Source organism: Haloplanus salinarum (assembly GCF_024498175.1).
Taxonomy (GTDB): Archaea; Halobacteriota; Halobacteria; order Halobacteriales; family Haloferacaceae; genus Haloplanus; species Haloplanus salinarum.
Map to the genome: position 1 here is coordinate 1,346,815 of NZ_CP101823.1, position 16,493 is coordinate 1,363,307.

13 protein-coding genes and 1 pseudogene are annotated in these 16,493 nt (G+C 61.1%); 6 read left to right on the forward strand and 8 right to left on the reverse strand.

Features of this window, described 5'->3' with window-relative positions; genetic code table 11:
• Window positions 1-529: 529 nt before the first annotated feature.
• Together NO364_RS07105 and NO364_RS07110 are read right to left on the reverse strand one after the other, a co-directional pair.
• A complete protein-coding gene (locus tag NO364_RS07105) occupies window positions 530-2,743 on the reverse strand; it encodes an outer membrane protein assembly factor BamB family protein (protein ID WP_257628908.1) in 2,214 nt (737 codons plus the stop codon).
• Between the two features lie 131 nt (window positions 2,744-2,874).
• On the reverse strand, window positions 2,875-3,699 hold the full coding sequence (locus NO364_RS07110; RefSeq protein WP_257628909.1) for a hypothetical protein: 825 nt from the start codon (window positions 3,697-3,699) through the stop codon (window positions 2,875-2,877).
• A 132-nt stretch (window positions 3,700-3,831) separates the two neighbouring features.
• Here NO364_RS07110 and NO364_RS07115 point away from each other — a divergent pair, with 132 nt between their 5' ends.
• Entirely contained in the window at window positions 3,832-4,377 is a 546-nt protein-coding gene (locus tag NO364_RS07115; RefSeq protein ID WP_157688095.1) for a hypothetical protein, read from the forward strand.
• A gap of 437 nt (window positions 4,378-4,814) precedes the next feature.
• Here the strand turns inward: NO364_RS07115 and NO364_RS07120 are convergent, their stop codons facing one another.
• Window positions 4,815-5,714: a halocyanin domain-containing protein gene (locus NO364_RS07120; protein ID WP_157688094.1), complete on the reverse strand. Its 900-nt coding sequence runs from the start codon at window positions 5,712-5,714 to the stop codon at window positions 4,815-4,817.
• A 284-nt stretch (window positions 5,715-5,998) separates the two neighbouring features.
• Here NO364_RS07120 and NO364_RS07125 point away from each other — a divergent pair, with 284 nt between their 5' ends.
• Window positions 5,999-6,340, forward strand: coding sequence for a HalOD1 output domain-containing protein (locus NO364_RS07125; protein ID WP_199243713.1), 342 nt, complete (start codon window positions 5,999-6,001; stop codon window positions 6,338-6,340).
• Window positions 6,341-6,488: 148 nt separating this feature from the next.
• Here the strand turns inward: NO364_RS07125 and NO364_RS07130 are convergent.
• The 3 genes and pseudogenes from NO364_RS07130 to NO364_RS07140 all read right to left on the reverse strand — a co-directional run.
• Window positions 6,489-7,036: pseudogene (locus NO364_RS07130) on the reverse strand (transposase domain-containing protein); the annotation flags it as partial.
• A 333-nt stretch (window positions 7,037-7,369) separates the two neighbouring features.
• Complete coding sequence (locus NO364_RS07135) at window positions 7,370-8,893, reverse strand: sodium:solute symporter family protein (protein ID WP_257628910.1); 1,524 nt, start codon at window positions 8,891-8,893, stop codon at window positions 7,370-7,372.
• Window positions 8,894-9,142 carry a hypothetical protein gene (locus NO364_RS07140; RefSeq protein ID WP_257628911.1) on the reverse strand — a complete coding sequence of 83 codons (249 nt, stop codon included), beginning with the start codon at window positions 9,140-9,142 and terminating at the stop codon, window positions 8,894-8,896.
• Window positions 9,143-9,333: 191 nt separating this feature from the next.
• Here NO364_RS07140 and NO364_RS07145 point away from each other — a divergent pair, with 191 nt between their 5' ends.
• Window positions 9,334-10,512: a M24 family metallopeptidase gene (locus tag NO364_RS07145; RefSeq protein ID WP_257628912.1), complete on the forward strand. Its 1,179-nt coding sequence runs from the start codon at window positions 9,334-9,336 to the stop codon at window positions 10,510-10,512.
• A gap of 4 nt (window positions 10,513-10,516) precedes the next feature.
• Here NO364_RS07145 and NO364_RS07150 read toward each other — a convergent pair whose 3' ends face one another.
• Complete coding sequence (locus tag NO364_RS07150) at window positions 10,517-11,128, reverse strand: DUF1989 domain-containing protein (protein WP_157688090.1); 612 nt, start codon at window positions 11,126-11,128, stop codon at window positions 10,517-10,519.
• Window positions 11,125-12,027 (reverse strand): agmatinase, encoded by a 903-nt coding sequence (gene speB / locus NO364_RS07155; RefSeq protein WP_257628913.1) that lies wholly within the window; start codon window positions 12,025-12,027, stop codon window positions 11,125-11,127. The genes NO364_RS07150 and speB overlap by 4 nt, the downstream gene beginning before the upstream one ends.
• A 361-nt stretch (window positions 12,028-12,388) precedes the next feature.
• Between speB and NO364_RS07160 the strand changes: the two genes are divergently transcribed.
• The 3 genes from NO364_RS07160 to NO364_RS07170 all read left to right on the forward strand — a co-directional run bounded on the left by NO364_RS07160 (window position 12,389) and on the right by NO364_RS07170 (window position 16,395).
• The gene (locus NO364_RS07160; RefSeq protein ID WP_257628914.1) at window positions 12,389-13,180 is read left to right on the forward strand and encodes an IclR family transcriptional regulator; all 792 of its coding nucleotides are present in this window, start codon (window positions 12,389-12,391) and stop codon (window positions 13,178-13,180) included.
• A gap of 368 nt (window positions 13,181-13,548) precedes the next feature.
• Window positions 13,549-14,724, forward strand: coding sequence for a M20 family metallopeptidase (locus NO364_RS07165; RefSeq protein WP_157688087.1), 1,176 nt, complete (start codon window positions 13,549-13,551; stop codon window positions 14,722-14,724).
• A 552-nt stretch (window positions 14,725-15,276) separates the two neighbouring features.
• Window positions 15,277-16,395 carry a redoxin domain-containing protein gene (locus tag NO364_RS07170; RefSeq protein ID WP_257628915.1) on the forward strand — a complete coding sequence of 373 codons (1,119 nt, stop codon included), beginning with the start codon at window positions 15,277-15,279 and terminating at the stop codon, window positions 16,393-16,395.
• The last annotated feature ends 98 nt before the right edge of the window (window positions 16,396-16,493 follow it).

The window sequence follows — 16,493 nt, forward strand, 5'->3', positions numbered from 1 at the left end:
TACTGAGACCGCTACATCGCTCCCAGTTGATTTTCGTTGTCGCCACGACACAGTGTCACACCACGAACAAGAACAGGATCGTAACTGCTGTCCCGGCGATACGGACTATCACTACGGTGCCGACGGCCATTCCGTCGGAGCCACTGATCCTCTCGGCCCAAGCCAATCCCATCAGGCCAACGGTCCCAAGAGAGATGAGGACGACGCCGACGGCTCCGACGGAACCAAACTCGGCGGCACGACCGCGATCGATACCGCGGCTTCATGTCGTCGGATCAAAACTTCTTCGCCGAGCAACTGTTCGAGATTTGCGGGTGTGGTGACCGCACGGCCGGAGAGGGACAACGGCGTTCCACATCGAGAACCGACTAGTAGATACGAGTCTGCGGTCGACCAGCAATCAGTGCCGATTCGCCGAATCGAACTTCTCGGTGTCTGATACGATTGTGGAGGGCTACTGCATACAGCGCGCGAGTTGATTAGGGGACGATCACCGCTCGACACGGGGCTGCTGACAGGGTGACGTACCTCACTGGGGCGCTGGACCGAGGACGTACACGGTCCCGGACTCCCCGCCGGCGAACAGGTAGTCGTCAGCAATCGCTGGCGGCGTCGTCAACGGTGCATCGTACGTCCACGAGATAGTTCCATCACTCGGGTCGAGTGCGAGGAGACCCGTCTCGTACCCGATTCCGTAGAGCATCTCGTCACCGATGACCAGGAGCAAGTCTCCGCCGACAGCAGTTTGCCAGCGTCCGGTTCCATCGCTCGCGTCGAACGCGTAGACGGTATCGTCCCCGGACGTGTACACCGTTCCCTCGCGGGCGACAGGTGGCCGATTGGACTCGCCAGTGGGGGTGGCCCACTGTTCCGTTCCCTCGGCCGAATCGAACGCCCGCAACGATGATCCCATGTGAACGAGGACGGTGCCGTCGACGAGTATCGGTGGAGATTGGACGACCCGTTGCTCGGTGGATGTGACCTGCCACAGTTCGCTTCCGTCGGACACGTCGAATGCCCTGAGATCACCGTTTGCGCCAGTGTATACGGCGGCGTCGTCGGCCGCGGTTTTCAGGGCGATGAATCGTGTCCCACCGGCCTGTTCGACGTCGGCGCGCCACGCCTCCGTCCCGTCGGCGGCGTCGACGGCGGTTAGCGTCGGCGAGAAGTTTCCGACGTAGACGGTTCCGCCATGGAGGGTCGGCGACTGAACCTGCCCTCCGACGTCGAACGTCCACCGTTCGGTCCCGTCGGACACGTCGAACGCGTACAGGGTTCCTTCCATGGTCCCGACGTAGACGGTGTCTTCGTCGACTGCCGGCGTCGTGCGAATGTGCCCATCCGTTCGAGCGGACCAGCGGATTGCTCCCGTGTTGGCCGCCAGTGCGTAGAGGTAGTTGTCGTCGCTGCCGACGAACACGGTGTTGCCGACGACTGCTGGCGGCGAGACGTTCTCGGTGGTTCCGAACCGCCATCTGACCGAGCCATCGACCAGATCGAGTCCCGTCACACCGGTCGACACCACCCCGTCCGTCACCGCAGGGGTCACGCCACCGCTGTCCGTCGCCCAGCGACGATCACCGGTTGTGGCATCGTAGGCGTGGAGTGGTCCGCCAAGGCCGACGACGACGTCGTCGTCCGCGACGACGAGGGGAATCTGTCGGGGCGGCCCACTGGTGAAGTTGTACGTTTCCGTAATCCCAGTTCGCCACTCCACGCTCCCGTCGGCGGGCGCCAGGGACAGTACAGCAGCAGTGAACCGTTCTGTATCCGTCGGTACTGCAGTGGGCGTGTCGGTGCTCTCCGAACGTGGCGTCTCGGTTCGGGGACCGGCGTCGTCGGTGAGGGTGGTAACGTACACTGCGTCGAGTGTCACCTCCGGCGACGCAGCGACCGGGGCGTCCGTTTGACGCTGCCACTGTCGGTCCCCACCGTCGGCGGCGAGTGCGACAAGACGCGTCCCCACGCCGAGATAGACGTTCCCGTGTCCGAGAGCGGGGGCAAACGTCGGCTCGGGACCGACGGAGGCACGCCACTTGCGCCGTCCGGTCTGGGCGGCGAAGGCGATCACGCTCCCCGACGCGAGGCCAACTGTGACGACATCCTCACCGACGCCGGGGGGTGTCACCGCAGGTTCGTCCAGCGGTTGTCGCCACGCTGTCGTCCCCTCCCCGAGCAGAATCGCTCGAATCCGAGACTCCGTCGCGACCACGACCCGACCGTCAGCTACTGCGAGTCCGACCGCTGGGTCTTCGAGCGGGAGAGTCCAGCGTCGTTCGCCGGTCTGGCCCCCGATCCCGAGCAACTTCTGGTCGGCGGCGGCAACGACCGTTTCCGCCATGGCTACCGGGGCGACGTCCGTGTTTACGCGCTGTGATCCGCTCCACAGGACCCTGCCGTCCTCAGCATCCCGGGCGTAGAGGGTCCCGCTTCGCGTCACGACGACGAACGTACCGGCAGCGGCCGCTGGTGCGGTCGCAGGCGCTCCGGCAGTCGTCGTGCGAGTCCAGTACTCGACTGGCTCGTGGATCGGTCCCGGGTCGTCGATGGCACCGGTGTTACCCGCGTCGTGCTGATACTCCCGCCAGGTTCCGTTGAGGGGGGCTAGCTCACCCGAAGGCGAGGTAGTTGTGGGACCTGTTCCCGTCGGGGTGTTGGTCCCCGCGTTCTGCGACTCGGTGCCACAGCCAGCGAGGGATCCGACACCTGCCGCACAGAGTGCGAGATACCTGCGACGGTCCATAGGTCGTGTCGTGACGACGGCTAAAAGTATTTTCAGATGAATATAATGCTCGTTTGACTATCCGAGGGAGTCGGGTGGAGACACGTTGGCTGTAGGCGGTAGTTGGAGCACGCCGCCAGTCGCCACGACCGTCAGCAGGCGTTCGTCGTGCCCGTTGCGTTCGTCTCCTCGTCGGTTGCCCACGCTGGCCGCTCGAGGGACGGGGAAGTGTCGTCGAAGGCAAACGTCGTTCGTGACTCCGTCGAACTGGAGTGCAGCACCGTGGATAGCACGTAGTGAGCATACGTCTCGCCCCGTGTCTCCGTCCACGAGACGTTCGCCGAGGTGACCGTCCCCGTCTCGTCATCGACACGGACGGTCCCCGAGGCGTCGGTGAGTCGGTACACGACGCGACTCTCGTACCAGCCGGATTGTGGCTCGTACGTCGTCACGCCCGTCGAGTCCGTCTCCGTCGTCTCGTATGCGGCCACCCGGAGGTTGTTGACGAAGACCGATGCCGTTCCGGACACCGGCTCCGACGCGGAGGTCGTCTCGGACTTGGTGACGAACGTGACGCAGTTTCCCGCCCGGGATTCACGGAGGATGGTCCGATCCTCGTCCTCGGTGAGTCGCGCTCGACGCTGCTCGGCGGCATCGACTCCCTCGACGGTGAGCCGCCGGTAAATCGGCCCGCTCGGGGGATGATATTCTTCGGAGACGACGCCGTCGTCGACCACCTTTTGATACCAGGCACCGTCGGTGGTCACGGCGCCATCGAACGCGAGCCGTGTCTCCCCCTCGACGGCGATGCGTCCTGTCGCGCTGAACGCGTCCGCATCGCCGACTGTGAAGCGTTCGCCAGCGGAGTTCGCCGTGTCTGGTGAAGACGTGGTGAACGGATACAGGACGGACAGGACGAGCCCGAAACACACCACTGCGAGCACCCCGATCGTGAGACCTGCTGTACGTTCCCGCATTCTTGCGTGCCCGAGCTACCGGGAGATAGCTATTAAACGGCGTGGCTCGCACCAGCTCGTTCTTTGAGGGATGTGAACCCGACGATAGAACGACGAGCCACTAATTTATAGCTGTGGTCACCATGCCGACATATGCGAGAATACGATCAAGCAATCGGACGGATTGCGGCGTGTTGTTCGGCCGTCGGAGCGAGGTTTCGAGGGTTTCGGAACCAGCATGGCCAACAACTGATCGAAGTCAATCACCGGAACGGCCTGTTCACGCTGGTAACGTCGCCGAACGATGGATACTTCCGAGCGATCTCGATCCGAAAACTTTCGAATATCGAGGATTTCGACATCACGCGTAGTGAACCCATCGTCGACGTCGAAAACGAACTGACGGACCTGTTTGACGAACTCCAAACGGCCAATATCCGTATCGAATACTTGACTAAAACTGACGAATCGACGGGAGTCGAATATTTCGACGGATACCAGACGACCAAGCCACTGTATGTGTTCGAGGACGGATTCGGCGCGAAAGCGTTCGACGAGTCACTGGCTGAACTCGATCAGATCAGCCGAAAAGCGTTCAACCGAACCATCCAGCAGTTGGATATCGATATCGATCGACCGGAGGAGACCGCTGGAAGCGAAGAACAGCCTCAGGAATCCTACGGCCGAGCGTTTCATTAATGTCCGAGGGCTTCCGATCTATTCGGAGTAGTTCTGCGTCATATCGTCATGAATCGAGCTACAGACGACGGTCGGCCAGGATAGACGCCGAAGAGGGCGGCGCTGGTCTTCCAGAACCTATCTCGGTCCGCTGGATCGGTCGTTTTCGTCGACGAAGACGTGACTCCCTCACCGGAGACGTACGTACCGGTTCGCCCATCGAATTCCGGGGCCGTGACGAGTTTGTAGAGCCGCCGTGTGCCTCCCCGTCGAGTGGTCCCGATGCTAGGGCTGATCGCCGTCAGCTGGGATCTTTATCGACGGGGAGCCTGAATCCTTCATAGTCAACGACCCCGCCCCGACGCTCGCTACGTTCGAAGACGGGGATTCCGCGCTACCGTATCAGTTGAAACTCCCGTGCCGTCTCACTCGTCCCTGTCTCGATGAGATGGCAACAGTCATTCGACGATAATCGCTCCTTTCTGGCCGAGTGCTCTGTGGGGTTGACAGGCGTAGCGATACGTGCCGGACTGCTCGAACGTGTGTTGGAAGTTGACACCGGATTCGTGGGTCACCTGCCCGGAGTGGATGTCGGCGTTCAGGAACACCACGTTGTGCCCCCCGCCGCTTCCGGTCCACTTCCACTCGACCGTCGTGCCCGTCGAGATCTTCAGGACTGGCGGGTCGAAGGCGAGATGCCCCCTGTTGCCTCGTGACCCGACGGTGACGCTCGCCACGTCGGAACCGGTTCGATCGACCACCGTGCCGTCGAAGTTACTGCTGTCGACGACCCACATGTCGACGGTCTGGTTCCCCGTCGACGGCGGTTCTCGAACGATCACGGCGCCACGCATTCCCTCCTCCCGGTGCGGTTCCGAGACGAACGGATACGTTCCCGGTTCCTCGAAGATGTAGTGATAAGCCGTCCCCGGTTGGGCGTTCGGTCGACCGCTGTCGAACGTCCCACCAAGCGCGACGACGTTGTGGAGGCCGCCGTGACCGGTCCAGTCCCAGGTCACCTTCGTCATGGGAGCGACTTCGATCACTGGGGGATCGAACGACAACCCGTCCTCGACCGGGTGGCCGACGTCGATGGTCGGTTGGGCGCCAGGCCCGTATCGAGGCGTCTCTTCTCGGTACCCGTTGGCATTCGTCAGCCAGTCGTCGGTCGACTCGGGTGGCGTCAGAGTCGCCTCTGTGGCGGTCGTCGCCGTGGTTTCGGGAGTGGTCGTACTTGTCGGCGATGTGGTGTTCGGAGTGTTTGCTCTGCGATTTGTTGTGCTACAACCGGCGACCGCTACGATACCAGCGATAGCGGTACTACGGAGGATGTGTCTGCGGGTTGGGGACCGTTGCATTGCGGTTCGTAAGTCGGGAGAACGTCAAACCAACGCCGATGATGCTTCCCCAGTACTGGGAGTACCCCCATACCTACATATGTCGGAGAGATGTAGTTTCATGGTTCAGTGGCTCCGTTGAAATCCTTGGAACCTGATCGAACTGGCGTGCTGAATACAGCGCGCGAATGCAACACGGGGTCGGTGGGGAGTAGCACGGACGGGCGACATGCTACGGAACCAATCGGGATCATGTCGGTCTTTCACACAGTACTCTAATAAGCTATCATCCCTCAGAAGGAAGTATGAATCCAGGAAATCTAACTATTTATCGCGGGTGTACGCCAGTTCTCGATTCTCGTTACGAGGAAGACGGATCACGAACGCCGGCGGAGGCAGTCGTTGAAGCCGTAGCGGAAGCGGCCGATGTTGATCCATTGGAACTGCCACCTTTGCACGACTGCGTCGAACCCGATGCTCTAAATAAACTCTTCCAGCATCAGGGTGGTTCCGGTACTACCGAGACCGTCCTCAGTTTCAAGATGAAGAACTGGAATGTCTTTATCCGCGACGATGGGTGTATCCGCGTGTGTGACGGCACCCGGCCTACTGACCCGACACCCGTTTTCACCTCTCCGACAGTGTGAACTACCCCACCCTACTCGCTCACGGCTTTCGCCGTTCGCTCCTTGAGGGTAGGGGCTTAGCGCCTATATCCAGCTAAACAGCACCGAACGATCCGCTAGAAGGGTGGTCGTTCGGTGAGAGGAAACCACGTTCGAGCTGCGGTAGCGTTCAGAGTCGCTGATTCCATGCGAAGGCGGATGCTTGTGGCCAGCTTTCGGCGGTATTCGGTTCGACGTGATCGGACGTATTTGAAACTTGATTATTTCTTTATTTTATTTTACAAAGGACACGTTCGACGGCATGCCGATGCCCGCGGCGTTCATACTGGAATCGGAGCCCTGAGCGGTGGCAAGCAACCACGGTACTTGATCAACGAAAACGATCGCGTCGACGACGTGTTTCCCGTGAAGTTCAGGGGGGAATATCTCGGGTAGCGCCCGTGATCTCGTCGGAACTAGTCGGATGCGGAGCCGGACGATCGGTGTCGGAGTCGACGGGGGCGTACAGCCAATATCGTTCATCACCGTTTCAGCAACCGTAACATGATTCGGATCAGCACCGTCCGTCGGCCGTAAATCAGGCTTCTGCATCTAGCCGTGAGTGGTAGAACGACAACGCTCGGCACCGACTCTTAAAAAATCAATAATGTATGTGAGAATGGTAATTCCGCCAAACGGAGCGGGATTCATCGCCGGCTCGGGTGTCGCCTCACGCTCGGGAAGACCCTACTCGAAGGGGGTCGTTACTACCGATGAGACGGACGGTTTCTTCCATGCTGTCGAAATTCACCTCGCCCTATCCTTGAACCTTATCCGAACACCGCCTCGCTGTGTTGTTCAGTTTGTATCGGGTCTCAAGGGGCGATTTCTCGACCGACGTGTGCGCTCGTGGGAGGTAAGATGCCCGTCAGATCCCGGTGGTCGCGACGCGGTCACCGCTCTCGTGAGCGCCCGGGGGGTGTTCGAAGTTCCGACGACGCGTTCGAAACGGGTGGAGGAGCCGTAAAACAGCGACGCTACCTCGTGGACGATGCGGGGGCTCGACCGGACTCAGTCGTCGGCCTGTACCTCATTCCGTTCCTGGTAGGTCCCTTCGAGATCAGCGAGTTCCCGATCCTGCAGATCGTACACGAACTCCTGCACACGATCCTGATCGGGTTTCTCGGTCACGAGCGAGGCGCCGATCATAACGGCGGTACAGGCGACGAGTCCCGGAACGCCGACCCACAGGCCGAACGGGACGGCCGCATCGGCTACGTTGTAGTAGATGAGTACGACCAGACCGACTGCGAGACCACTGACGGCACCCTGCCAGTTGGCACGGGGCCAGAAGAACGCGGCCAAGGCCGGGGGGACGAGCAGTGCGTAACCCGGAACTGCGAGCGAGACCGCGATTTCGACGAGTAGTCCCAGATCGATGAGCGAAATCCCGAGGGCGACGACGCCGAAGATCCCCGAGAGCACCTTGGAGTACCGCGAGATCGTCTTCTCGGGGTAGTCCGTGCCGACGAGTTCCGAGTAGACGTCCCGAGCACCGATCGAGCCCATCATGAGGATCATCGAGTCGGCGGTCGACATCGCGGCTGCAACCGCCGCGGCCATCAGAAGCCCGAAGAGGGGACCTGGCATCTCAAGGATGTACTGTAGAATGACGGTATCGGGGTTCGAGAGCCCCGGGAACGCGATCAGTCCCGCGTACGCGATGATCATCGGGAAGAAGGTGAGCAGTCCGATCGCCGCGAGTGACGAGCCGAATCCCATGCCCCAGAGCCCGGAGACACGTTTCGCCGAGTAGTACCGCTGCCAGATGAACGGCCAGACCGACTGTGAAAGACCGAACCCGACGGCGGCCGTGTAGAGGTACAGCGGGTCCATCGTCAACTGGTTCGCGTATTCGACGGTCCGGGAAACCCGCCCGAACACGCTCGTCGGCGTCGTCCACAGGACGTACGCCGAGACGACGATGAGGCCGACCCAGATCAGGATCGCCTGTAGTGCGTCGCTGTAGGCGACACCGCGCATCCCGCCGATGGCGATGTAGACGGCCATCACGATACCGATGATTACCGCCGCGAGTTCGCGGGAGATCATGCCCTCGGTGAGAACGTTCAACACCAACCCCATCCCGGTGAACTGGATCGTCACGTAGAACACCGTGAACCCGATCGAGATGAGTGCGATCAGGACGCGCAACGACGAACTGTCGGCGAAGCGTTCACAGAGCAAGTCCGCCGGCGTCACGTAGTCGTTCCCGCGTTTACTCATCCGCCAGACGCGTTCGCCGATGATGACGAGGGCCGGGAGGTCGATGAATGCGACGCTGCCGACAAGCACGATGCCGGAAATGCCGGAACTGTACGCGATGCCACCACCACCGAGGAAGGTGAACGCCGAGAACGCCGACGCGATCATCGTCAAAAAGACGACGAAACTGCTCAGCGACCCACTCGCGACGAAGTAGTCGCTGACGGACAGTTCCGTCAGTCTGCTGCCGTATTCGGCCAGCGCCAACAGGACGATGAGGTAGATGGCGGTCACCGCGAGGCCGGCGTACATCCACGCCGTCGTTACCATCTACCGATCACCCCCCTGGCCGGCGGCGCCGAACACTTCCCGGAGGTTCGGCTTCTCCAAGTAGTACCACGCGAAGGTGCTGTTGATGGCGAACACGGAGATCATGATCCCGAGCAGTACGACCCAGGTCACCGGGAGACCCATAATCAGCCCCGCCGGGGACTGGTAGTAGTACAGGTAGCCCAGGAACACCGCGTTGCTTATCAGTATGAACACGACCCACCAGCGCCGGATCTGTGATTGCTTCATAACTTCGATACATATGCTACGCTCTACCGTGTTATAGTTAACCCCGGTTTGGAGTCACATACCTGAACCGCCTCGCGAGCGTGACTATCGATACCCCCGCTCGAAGACGAGTGAGAGCGTCGTATCGGTTGTTTCGAGTAGCCGGCTGTCGCGGTGGAATCTTTTTATCCCTGCCAGTACACATTCGGATTATGACATTCGGTAGGTCGGAGTTCGAAGCTCGATACGAGCGCCTCCGGACGGCGCTTCGGGAAACCGGGATGGACGCGGTGCTGGTCACGAATCCGGAAACCGTCGAATATCTGGGTGCCGGCGCGGGCTTGGATCTCGCGTGGTACCGTCAGTTCTCTCGATCGATCGATTTCCCAACCATCGCCGTCGTTCCGGAGACTGGAGTCCCGACGCTGATCGTACACAACGTCTTCGAGGACGTCGTCCGACAGGCGACCGATGGGGCGTGTGAGCTTCGAACGTACTACGAGGGGGAGGCCCGGTCGTACGTCCCGCCGACAGTCGACACGCTGACCGATATCTGCCCGGCAGAGCCGAACGTCGGCATCGAGATCGGGGCGGGGACCACCACGGATCTGAAACTCGGTATGCCGCTGGGGGCGATGCAGGCGATCCAGGAGCGACTCCCACACGCCGAGTTTCTCGACGCGGGCGACGTACTGCGATCGGTTCGGATGGCAAAGACCGACGCCGAACGCAGTTGTATCCGTCGTGCCACCGCCGCGATCGACGCCGCCTTCGAACGCGTGTTCGCGGAGATCGAACCCGGAATGAGCGAGACCGACGTCGTCGCCATCTGTAATCGACTCGTCAGCGAACACGGTGCGCGTCCGGTCTGGACGCTCGCGTGTACGAATCCGTTCGAGATCCTCCCTCGCCCCGACGTGACGCTCGATCCGGGTGACACGCTCTTTCTGGACATCGGGGCGACCGTCGGTGGGTACCACTCGGATTACAACCGGATGGCCGTCGTGGGAGAGCCCTCGGCCGAACAGATCGAGCACAACCGGATGGCCGCCGCGGTGACGAACGAACTCGCCGACGCCGTCGAACCGGGAACGACACCGGCCGACATCGTGGATCTCTGTCGGGCCGAGTACCGCTCTCGCGGCCTCGGCTCCACGCTCGGGCTGACATCCGAGACGAAGATCGGACACAGCATTGGCCTCACGCTCTCGGAAGCGCCACAGTTGACGGGGTACGACGAAACGACGCTCGAACCGGGGATGGTGCTCTGTATCGAACCGGCCGTGCTGACGGACGAGGCGTTTTTCATGTCCGAGCAGATCGTCATCGTCACCGATGACGGGGGCGAAATCGTCTCGAGTGCCGACCAAGAACTAGCGTCGATTACGTAGGCGCTCAGAAATTGGTCCCGACCGGCACGCCGTCGGGGACACGGATCTCGATTCCCGTTGGTCCACCTTCGTTGAGTATCGAATCACCGGTGCACGGTGCGACGCCGACGATAGCGTCGCGCTCCGCACGAAGCTCTGCAGTGTCGCCCGGCTCGGATGGGGGTTCGCGGAAATCCAAGTAGCGGTGATCCGTGATCGTCACCGCAGTGAAGAGGTTCATCACGTCCTGGACGCGAGCGGGGTCGATCCCGTACGGTTCCAAGACCTCCTGAAGGTTGCCGCGACAGCCGATCTCGTCGTCCTGCCCGTAGTACTCGTCGACGATCCACGCGTTGCAGGGAGCGAGCAGGAGGTCATTTATTCCACAGTCGTCGTGGACGAGTGTCGCGATCGGTTCCCCGTCGGTCGTATAGAGGCTGTCTCCCTCCTCGAAACGGACCTTTCCCGTTCGTCGATAGGTGTACTTCGAGGAGAACGCCGCCGTATCGTCGTCCGACTTTGGGAAGACGGTCACGTCGACTGCCTGTCCGCCGTGGGTGTCGATGACGTCGAACGATTCGCCGGCCGCAAGTTCGAATGCCGCGCCGGACTTCGCTTCGATATGTACTGATTTCATGCGTCGTGACCCGTGTCCGTCGTCGATGTGTCGAGAGCTGCACAGAGTGCCTCGAACATCACGTTCGCGGCGAGGATCGCGGTCGATCCCGACTGGTCGTCGTACGGGGGCGCCACCTCGACCAGATCGAACCCGATGAGATCCACTGCGTGAAGCTGGCGGGTGAGCGTGAGGATCTCACGCGAGGTGAAGCCCCCCGGCATCGGCGTTCCGGTGCCGGGCGCGTACGCCGGGTCGACCGAATCGATATCGATCGTAGCGAACACGGGTCCGTCGACGACCTCCTCGATCCGATCACCCAGGGCGTCTAATCCGAGGGTCGTCGCCTCGGTAGCCGTGTAGGATTCGATTCCAGCGGCCTCGAACCGTTCGACGTCTTCGGGGCCGTAGAGTCCCCCTCGCTCGCCGATCCGTATCGACGTCTCGGGATCGATCAGTCCCTCCTCGATCGCGTAGTGGATGGTCGTCCCGTGATTGTGATCGCGTCCGAAGTACTCCGTCCACAGATCGGAGTGAGCGTCGAACTGTACGAGCGAGACGGGGCCGTACTTCTCCGCGACCGCTCTGAGCACCGGAAGCGTCGTCGAGTGGTCGCCACCGGCGAGTACGGGGATGACCCCGTGATCGAGAACGGCCCCGATCCGTTCCTCTATCGCCTCGAACGTGTCCTCGATGTATCCCGGCACGACCGGCACGTCGTCGTGATCGACGATCGTGAACTCGTTCAGATCGGTGTCCGTTTCGGGATTGTACGGTTTGAGTAGCGTCGAGGCCTCCCGGATCGATCTGGGGCCGAATCGCGCGCCCGGCCGATAGGATGTCGCGTCGTCGAACGGGACGCCGAGAAACGCCGCGTCTGCCTCCGTCCCCCCGAGGTCGTAAACGTGTGGCTTCCGCATAAACGTCGCCACACCGGCGAATCGCGGAACCGACTGCGGATCAATCATCGGCGATGATCCCGTCGTGGCCGCGATCCCGTTTGCCCGTCGCTTCGACAGTCGGACGAACGAACGTCGACAGTGTGAACGACAACGCCATCCTCTACTGCTACCGAGTGACGGTCGGATAAGTTTGTTGCCGCTGTCCGAACGGGACCACGTGCCGGCGCGCCCCGGGAGAGCACGTTCGGCGCTGGATCCGGTCGGCAGCGATTCCCACGGGGGCACGCCGACGGTACCGAAAAGCGCCTCACAGTGCTCGCCGAAATATAAGTTTGGTTATAACAAAGTATAAGATCGTATCGGGGTCTCTAGGGGAGTGATGGACAACGAAACGCCGAGAACGATCCAATCGGTGGAGAGAGCCTGCGCGATTTTAGAGAAGATCCACCAGGATCGGGAAGTAACGTTGACGGATTTGGCCGAGGACATCGATCTCTCGCTGGGCTCGCTCCAAACGTACATGAACACGCTCTGTCGGTGTGGATTCGTCGTGAAGGAGAGCCGAACGTACAGTCTCGCCCCGCAGTTTCTCATTTACGGCGAACAGGTACGGAACACGCTCCCACTCTACCACGTCGGCCGAAAAGTGGTCGACAACATGGCACACGAAACGGGGTACAACGCCCACCTCATCACCGATCACAACGGGCGAGAGGTGACGTTGTACCAGTCCTTCGGTGAGGATTCCGTCGGCACCGACCTGTACATCTGGCACCAGGCCAAACTGGAGTGGCAACTCCACTGGTCCGCGTCCGGGAAGGCGATTCTCGCTCACCTTCCGGAGAAACAGGTACGAAGCGTCATCAGTGAAAACGGCCTGCAGCGACGGACACCACACACGATTACCGACGAAGAGACGTTGTTTACGGAACTCGAACGAATCAGGGAACAAGGGTACGCGTTGAACGACGAGGAGGAGATATCCGGGCTCAGGGCGGTTGCTGCACCGATTCACGATCAACAGGAGCGGTTACTCGGATCCGTGAGTCTGTCCGCTCCGAAATCGGAACTCCCCGACGACCGGTTCTACGACGAACTTCCGAACTACGTTATGAACAAAGCCAACATAATCCAGGTGGAACTGCAGGCCAGGGACGTCAACGAGGAGTAGGGATATCGCCGCAAAATCGCTGAGAGAGCCGATAGCACGATCGGAATCGGCGATTTCGCTCGTCGGGAATAACGAACATATGGTTGTTAGATTCATTCGGTTCGTAGGGCATCATACCGGGTCATACGAACGGTTATTCGAGTTGACCGTACTGCCCTGCGGGTATTCGTAACAATTACAACAATTTTTTGAGTATATCAAAGCTAAACCGCAGCGGCCACACGGTGTGCCATCCACTCCGTCACCACTCCCTATACAGGGGTGGGTCTCACGGCCGACTGGTTCGTCCCTGGACCCGGGATATCGGGCACGTCGTGTCGTGGTCTCGGAGAAAGGTTTAACTCCTGCCGTGGTATCCGTTGACGTGTATGTCCGAAACCGGAGCGCGGAGTAGCGAGTTGGTCGAGCTTGTGTCCGATCTGGTCAGCATCGAATCGGAGAACCCACCGGGAAACGAGAAACCGGCCGCCGAGTTCGTCGCAAACTGGTTCGAGGAGGAGGGTATCGAAGTGGAGACGGTCACCAAGCCGTTCGAGGACCGTCCACAGGTCGTCGCGCGGGTCGGCTCTGGCGACCCCACGCTGGTGCTAAACGGACACACCGACGTCTATCCGGCGGGTGATCGGTCGGGTTGGGACCACGATCCGTACGGGGCAGAGATCGAAGACGGGAAACTCTACGGTCGCGGGAGCGTCGACATGAAACTGGGTCTGTCCCTGGCGATGCTCACCGCGAAGAACCTGAAACCGGAGATAGAGTCGGGAGAGCTCGACGGATCGATCATCGTCCACGCGCCCATCGGACAGGAGACCGGGGATCCGGGAACGCTCGCGCTCATCGAGGAGGGGTACGCCGGGGACTATGCAGTGGTGTTGGAACCGACCCAGATGGAGACGGTCACCTCGAACAAGGGGCTCGCCTGGTACGATATCACGGTCAACGGCGAGCCGGGACACTCCGCACGCCCGGACTCCGGAGTCAACGCGATCGAAGAGGCACACCCGCTCATCGGACGACTACTGGAGTACGACGCGGAACTGCGAGACCAGGATCACGAATTGGTCGGGCCGGGATACGCCAACCTGACACAGATCGAGGGTGGCCTGACGGGCAACATGATCCCCGAGAAGATGACGCTGCGCATGGAGCGTCGGTTCTTCCCGAGCGAGACGGTCGAAGAGATGGACGAGGAGGTCGGCGCCCTCCTCGAGGAGATCGCCGCCGACAACGACCTCGACATCGAGTGGGAACGCGTGAGTTCGTACGAATCGACTGACGCACCGGTCGATTCGTACCCTGCTGAAGTGTTTCGGAACCACTCCAGCGACACCGCCGGCGTCTCGACGGAGCCAGCAGGGCGTCCATGGGCGGCCGATACGCGTTGGTTCATCAACCACACCGACGTGCCAGCGATCACGTGGGGGCCGGGGGACAGTGCCCAGTGTGGCCGTTACGACGAACATTTCGACATCGACGAGGCCGAAACTGGATTGGAAATCCTCCAGGACGCGGCCCGAGAGATTATCACCACGGCCGAGGACTGATACTGTTTATTGTAAGTCGTACCGGTGGTTCGCCAGCGTGGTCCGGCGAACCACCGGTACACAGTTACAATAATCCGTATGAGGAGCCACCTCGTGTCGTCCGAACCGTCCGATCCCACGAAGCCGCAGACGGGGTTCGTCGCCGTAGCGAGGTGAGCGCGACGACTTGTCATACAAGCCAACTGATTGCTAATCTGATAGGTGTGGTCGTTCTCGATATGACGCTACAGACGGGTTGATGCGACCAAGGCCGGGATCGCGCGGAATCCGTGTCGACCGACACCTCGGAAGCCCACCACGGCGAAGATGACGGCACAGCGATCCCGCATCGACGACGAACTGGCGACACTCGTCGACAAACTGGCATCGCGTGGGACCGGGAATCCGACCGGCAAGGAGCGGCGGGCCACCGACCCCGTGCCTGTCGTGGCGAACGGGACTCCTCGCCAACGTTCGGCGAGTGAGAGAGCTCGCATCTCGACGCACCGATAACAAAAGGAACCCGACAACGTCGTCGCGTATCTTTTTCCGGGTCGGTCGCTTCGTATGTGTATGAACGATACCGAACCGAGTCCCCCCGATAAACCGTCCGTAGAGGCGGTACTCGACCGTGTTCGAACACACGAGTTCCATCCCGTCGATGAAACGAACTTTACGGTCGATCGGACGCTCGAGAAGCACGGTATAGCGGATCTCGACGACGACGATTGGCGAGTCCGACTGCTCGCCGTCCGCGACCTCGTCCGAGTCGGCGACACGAACGCGTCCGACGTCGCCGTTGGGCTCGAGGACGACGACGTGCAGGTACGCTACGTGTGTGCAACGGCACTGGGGATTCTGCGAGCCCGGAGCGCGATCGAGTCGCTCGAACGGGTGGCCTGTCAGGATCCGAACGCGCTGGCGCGGTCGCAGGCGATGATCGCGCTGGGACAGATCGGTGCCACCCGGTCACTGGATCTACTCCGTGACCGGTACGCGAACGACGATTCGAAAGAGGTCCGCCATCGAGCCGAACTCTCGATCGACCGCATCGAAAAGGGCGCAGTAGCCGAACGCGAGGTGGAGGCTGCGTATCGAAATCTCGATGAGGACAGCTTCGAACAGCTGGCAGTCGGTGAGGCCGCGCCGCCGTTCGAACTGCCGGATACTGACGGGGGGACGTGGAACCTCGAGGACGCAATCGAAGACGGCGGGTGGACAGTCCTGATCTGGGTGTTCGCCGACTGGTGTCCCGTCTGCCACCGCGAGTTCGACGAACTGATCGAACGTCGCGATGAGCTGGTGGAGGCGGACATCGACGTGGCGACGATCGAATGTCACGGCCGCTATCGCAGCCGAGTGATGGTCGGCCGGGAGTTCGAACCCGAGTACTGGTTCGCCGAGGAGTCGTTCACCGAGTCGTACGCGGAGCAGATCTGGTGGCCCCACCTCCTCGACCGTGCGGGAGCGGTCGGTGCGAAGTACGGCGTCGATCCGACGGCGTACGCCGTCCACGCCGAGTATATCAACCGTCCCTCGACGATCATCATCGATCGGACCGGAACCGTCCGTTTCGCGTATTACGGAACATTTTGGGGGGATCGTCCGTCCATCGAGGACATCCTGGAAATGATCCGGTCGGAGGAGTTCGATTTCGAGCATCCGGAACGACGGCGGGTGACGTCCGGGTGACACACCACGCTAGTGGAGCGCGCGAAACCAGTGTGGGGCGAGAGCGAACACCCGGCCCCGAGATGACGCTCGGTATTCGGATGAGTTTGGCTACGTTA

What these genes read in the sequence shown, in the direction of transcription:
- NO364_RS07105 (WP_257628908.1), bottom strand. Translation starts at nt 2,743, where the DNA reads ATGGACCGTCGCAGGTATCTCGCACTCTGTGCGGCAGGTGTCGGATCC.
- NO364_RS07110 (WP_257628909.1), bottom strand. Translation starts at nt 3,699, where the DNA reads ATGCGGGAACGTACAGCAGGTCTCACGATCGGGGTGCTCGCAGTGGTG.
- NO364_RS07115 (WP_157688095.1), top strand. Translation starts at nt 3,832, where the DNA reads ATGCGAGAATACGATCAAGCAATCGGACGGATTGCGGCGTGTTGTTCG.
- NO364_RS07120 (WP_157688094.1), bottom strand. Translation starts at nt 5,714, where the DNA reads ATGCAACGGTCCCCAACCCGCAGACACATCCTCCGTAGTACCGCTATC.
- NO364_RS07125 (WP_199243713.1), top strand. Translation starts at nt 5,999, where the DNA reads ATGAATCCAGGAAATCTAACTATTTATCGCGGGTGTACGCCAGTTCTC.
- NO364_RS07135 (WP_257628910.1), bottom strand. Translation starts at nt 8,893, where the DNA reads ATGGTAACGACGGCGTGGATGTACGCCGGCCTCGCGGTGACCGCCATC.
- NO364_RS07140 (WP_257628911.1), bottom strand. Translation starts at nt 9,142, where the DNA reads ATGAAGCAATCACAGATCCGGCGCTGGTGGGTCGTGTTCATACTGATA.
- NO364_RS07145 (WP_257628912.1), top strand. Translation starts at nt 9,334, where the DNA reads ATGACATTCGGTAGGTCGGAGTTCGAAGCTCGATACGAGCGCCTCCGG.
- NO364_RS07150 (WP_157688090.1), bottom strand. Translation starts at nt 11,128, where the DNA reads ATGAAATCAGTACATATCGAAGCGAAGTCCGGCGCGGCATTCGAACTT.
- speB (WP_257628913.1), bottom strand. Translation starts at nt 12,027, where the DNA reads ATGCGGAAGCCACACGTTTACGACCTCGGGGGGACGGAGGCAGACGCG.
- NO364_RS07160 (WP_257628914.1), top strand. Translation starts at nt 12,389, where the DNA reads ATGGACAACGAAACGCCGAGAACGATCCAATCGGTGGAGAGAGCCTGC.
- NO364_RS07165 (WP_157688087.1), top strand. Translation starts at nt 13,549, where the DNA reads ATGTCCGAAACCGGAGCGCGGAGTAGCGAGTTGGTCGAGCTTGTGTCC.
- NO364_RS07170 (WP_257628915.1), top strand. Translation starts at nt 15,277, where the DNA reads ATGAACGATACCGAACCGAGTCCCCCCGATAAACCGTCCGTAGAGGCG.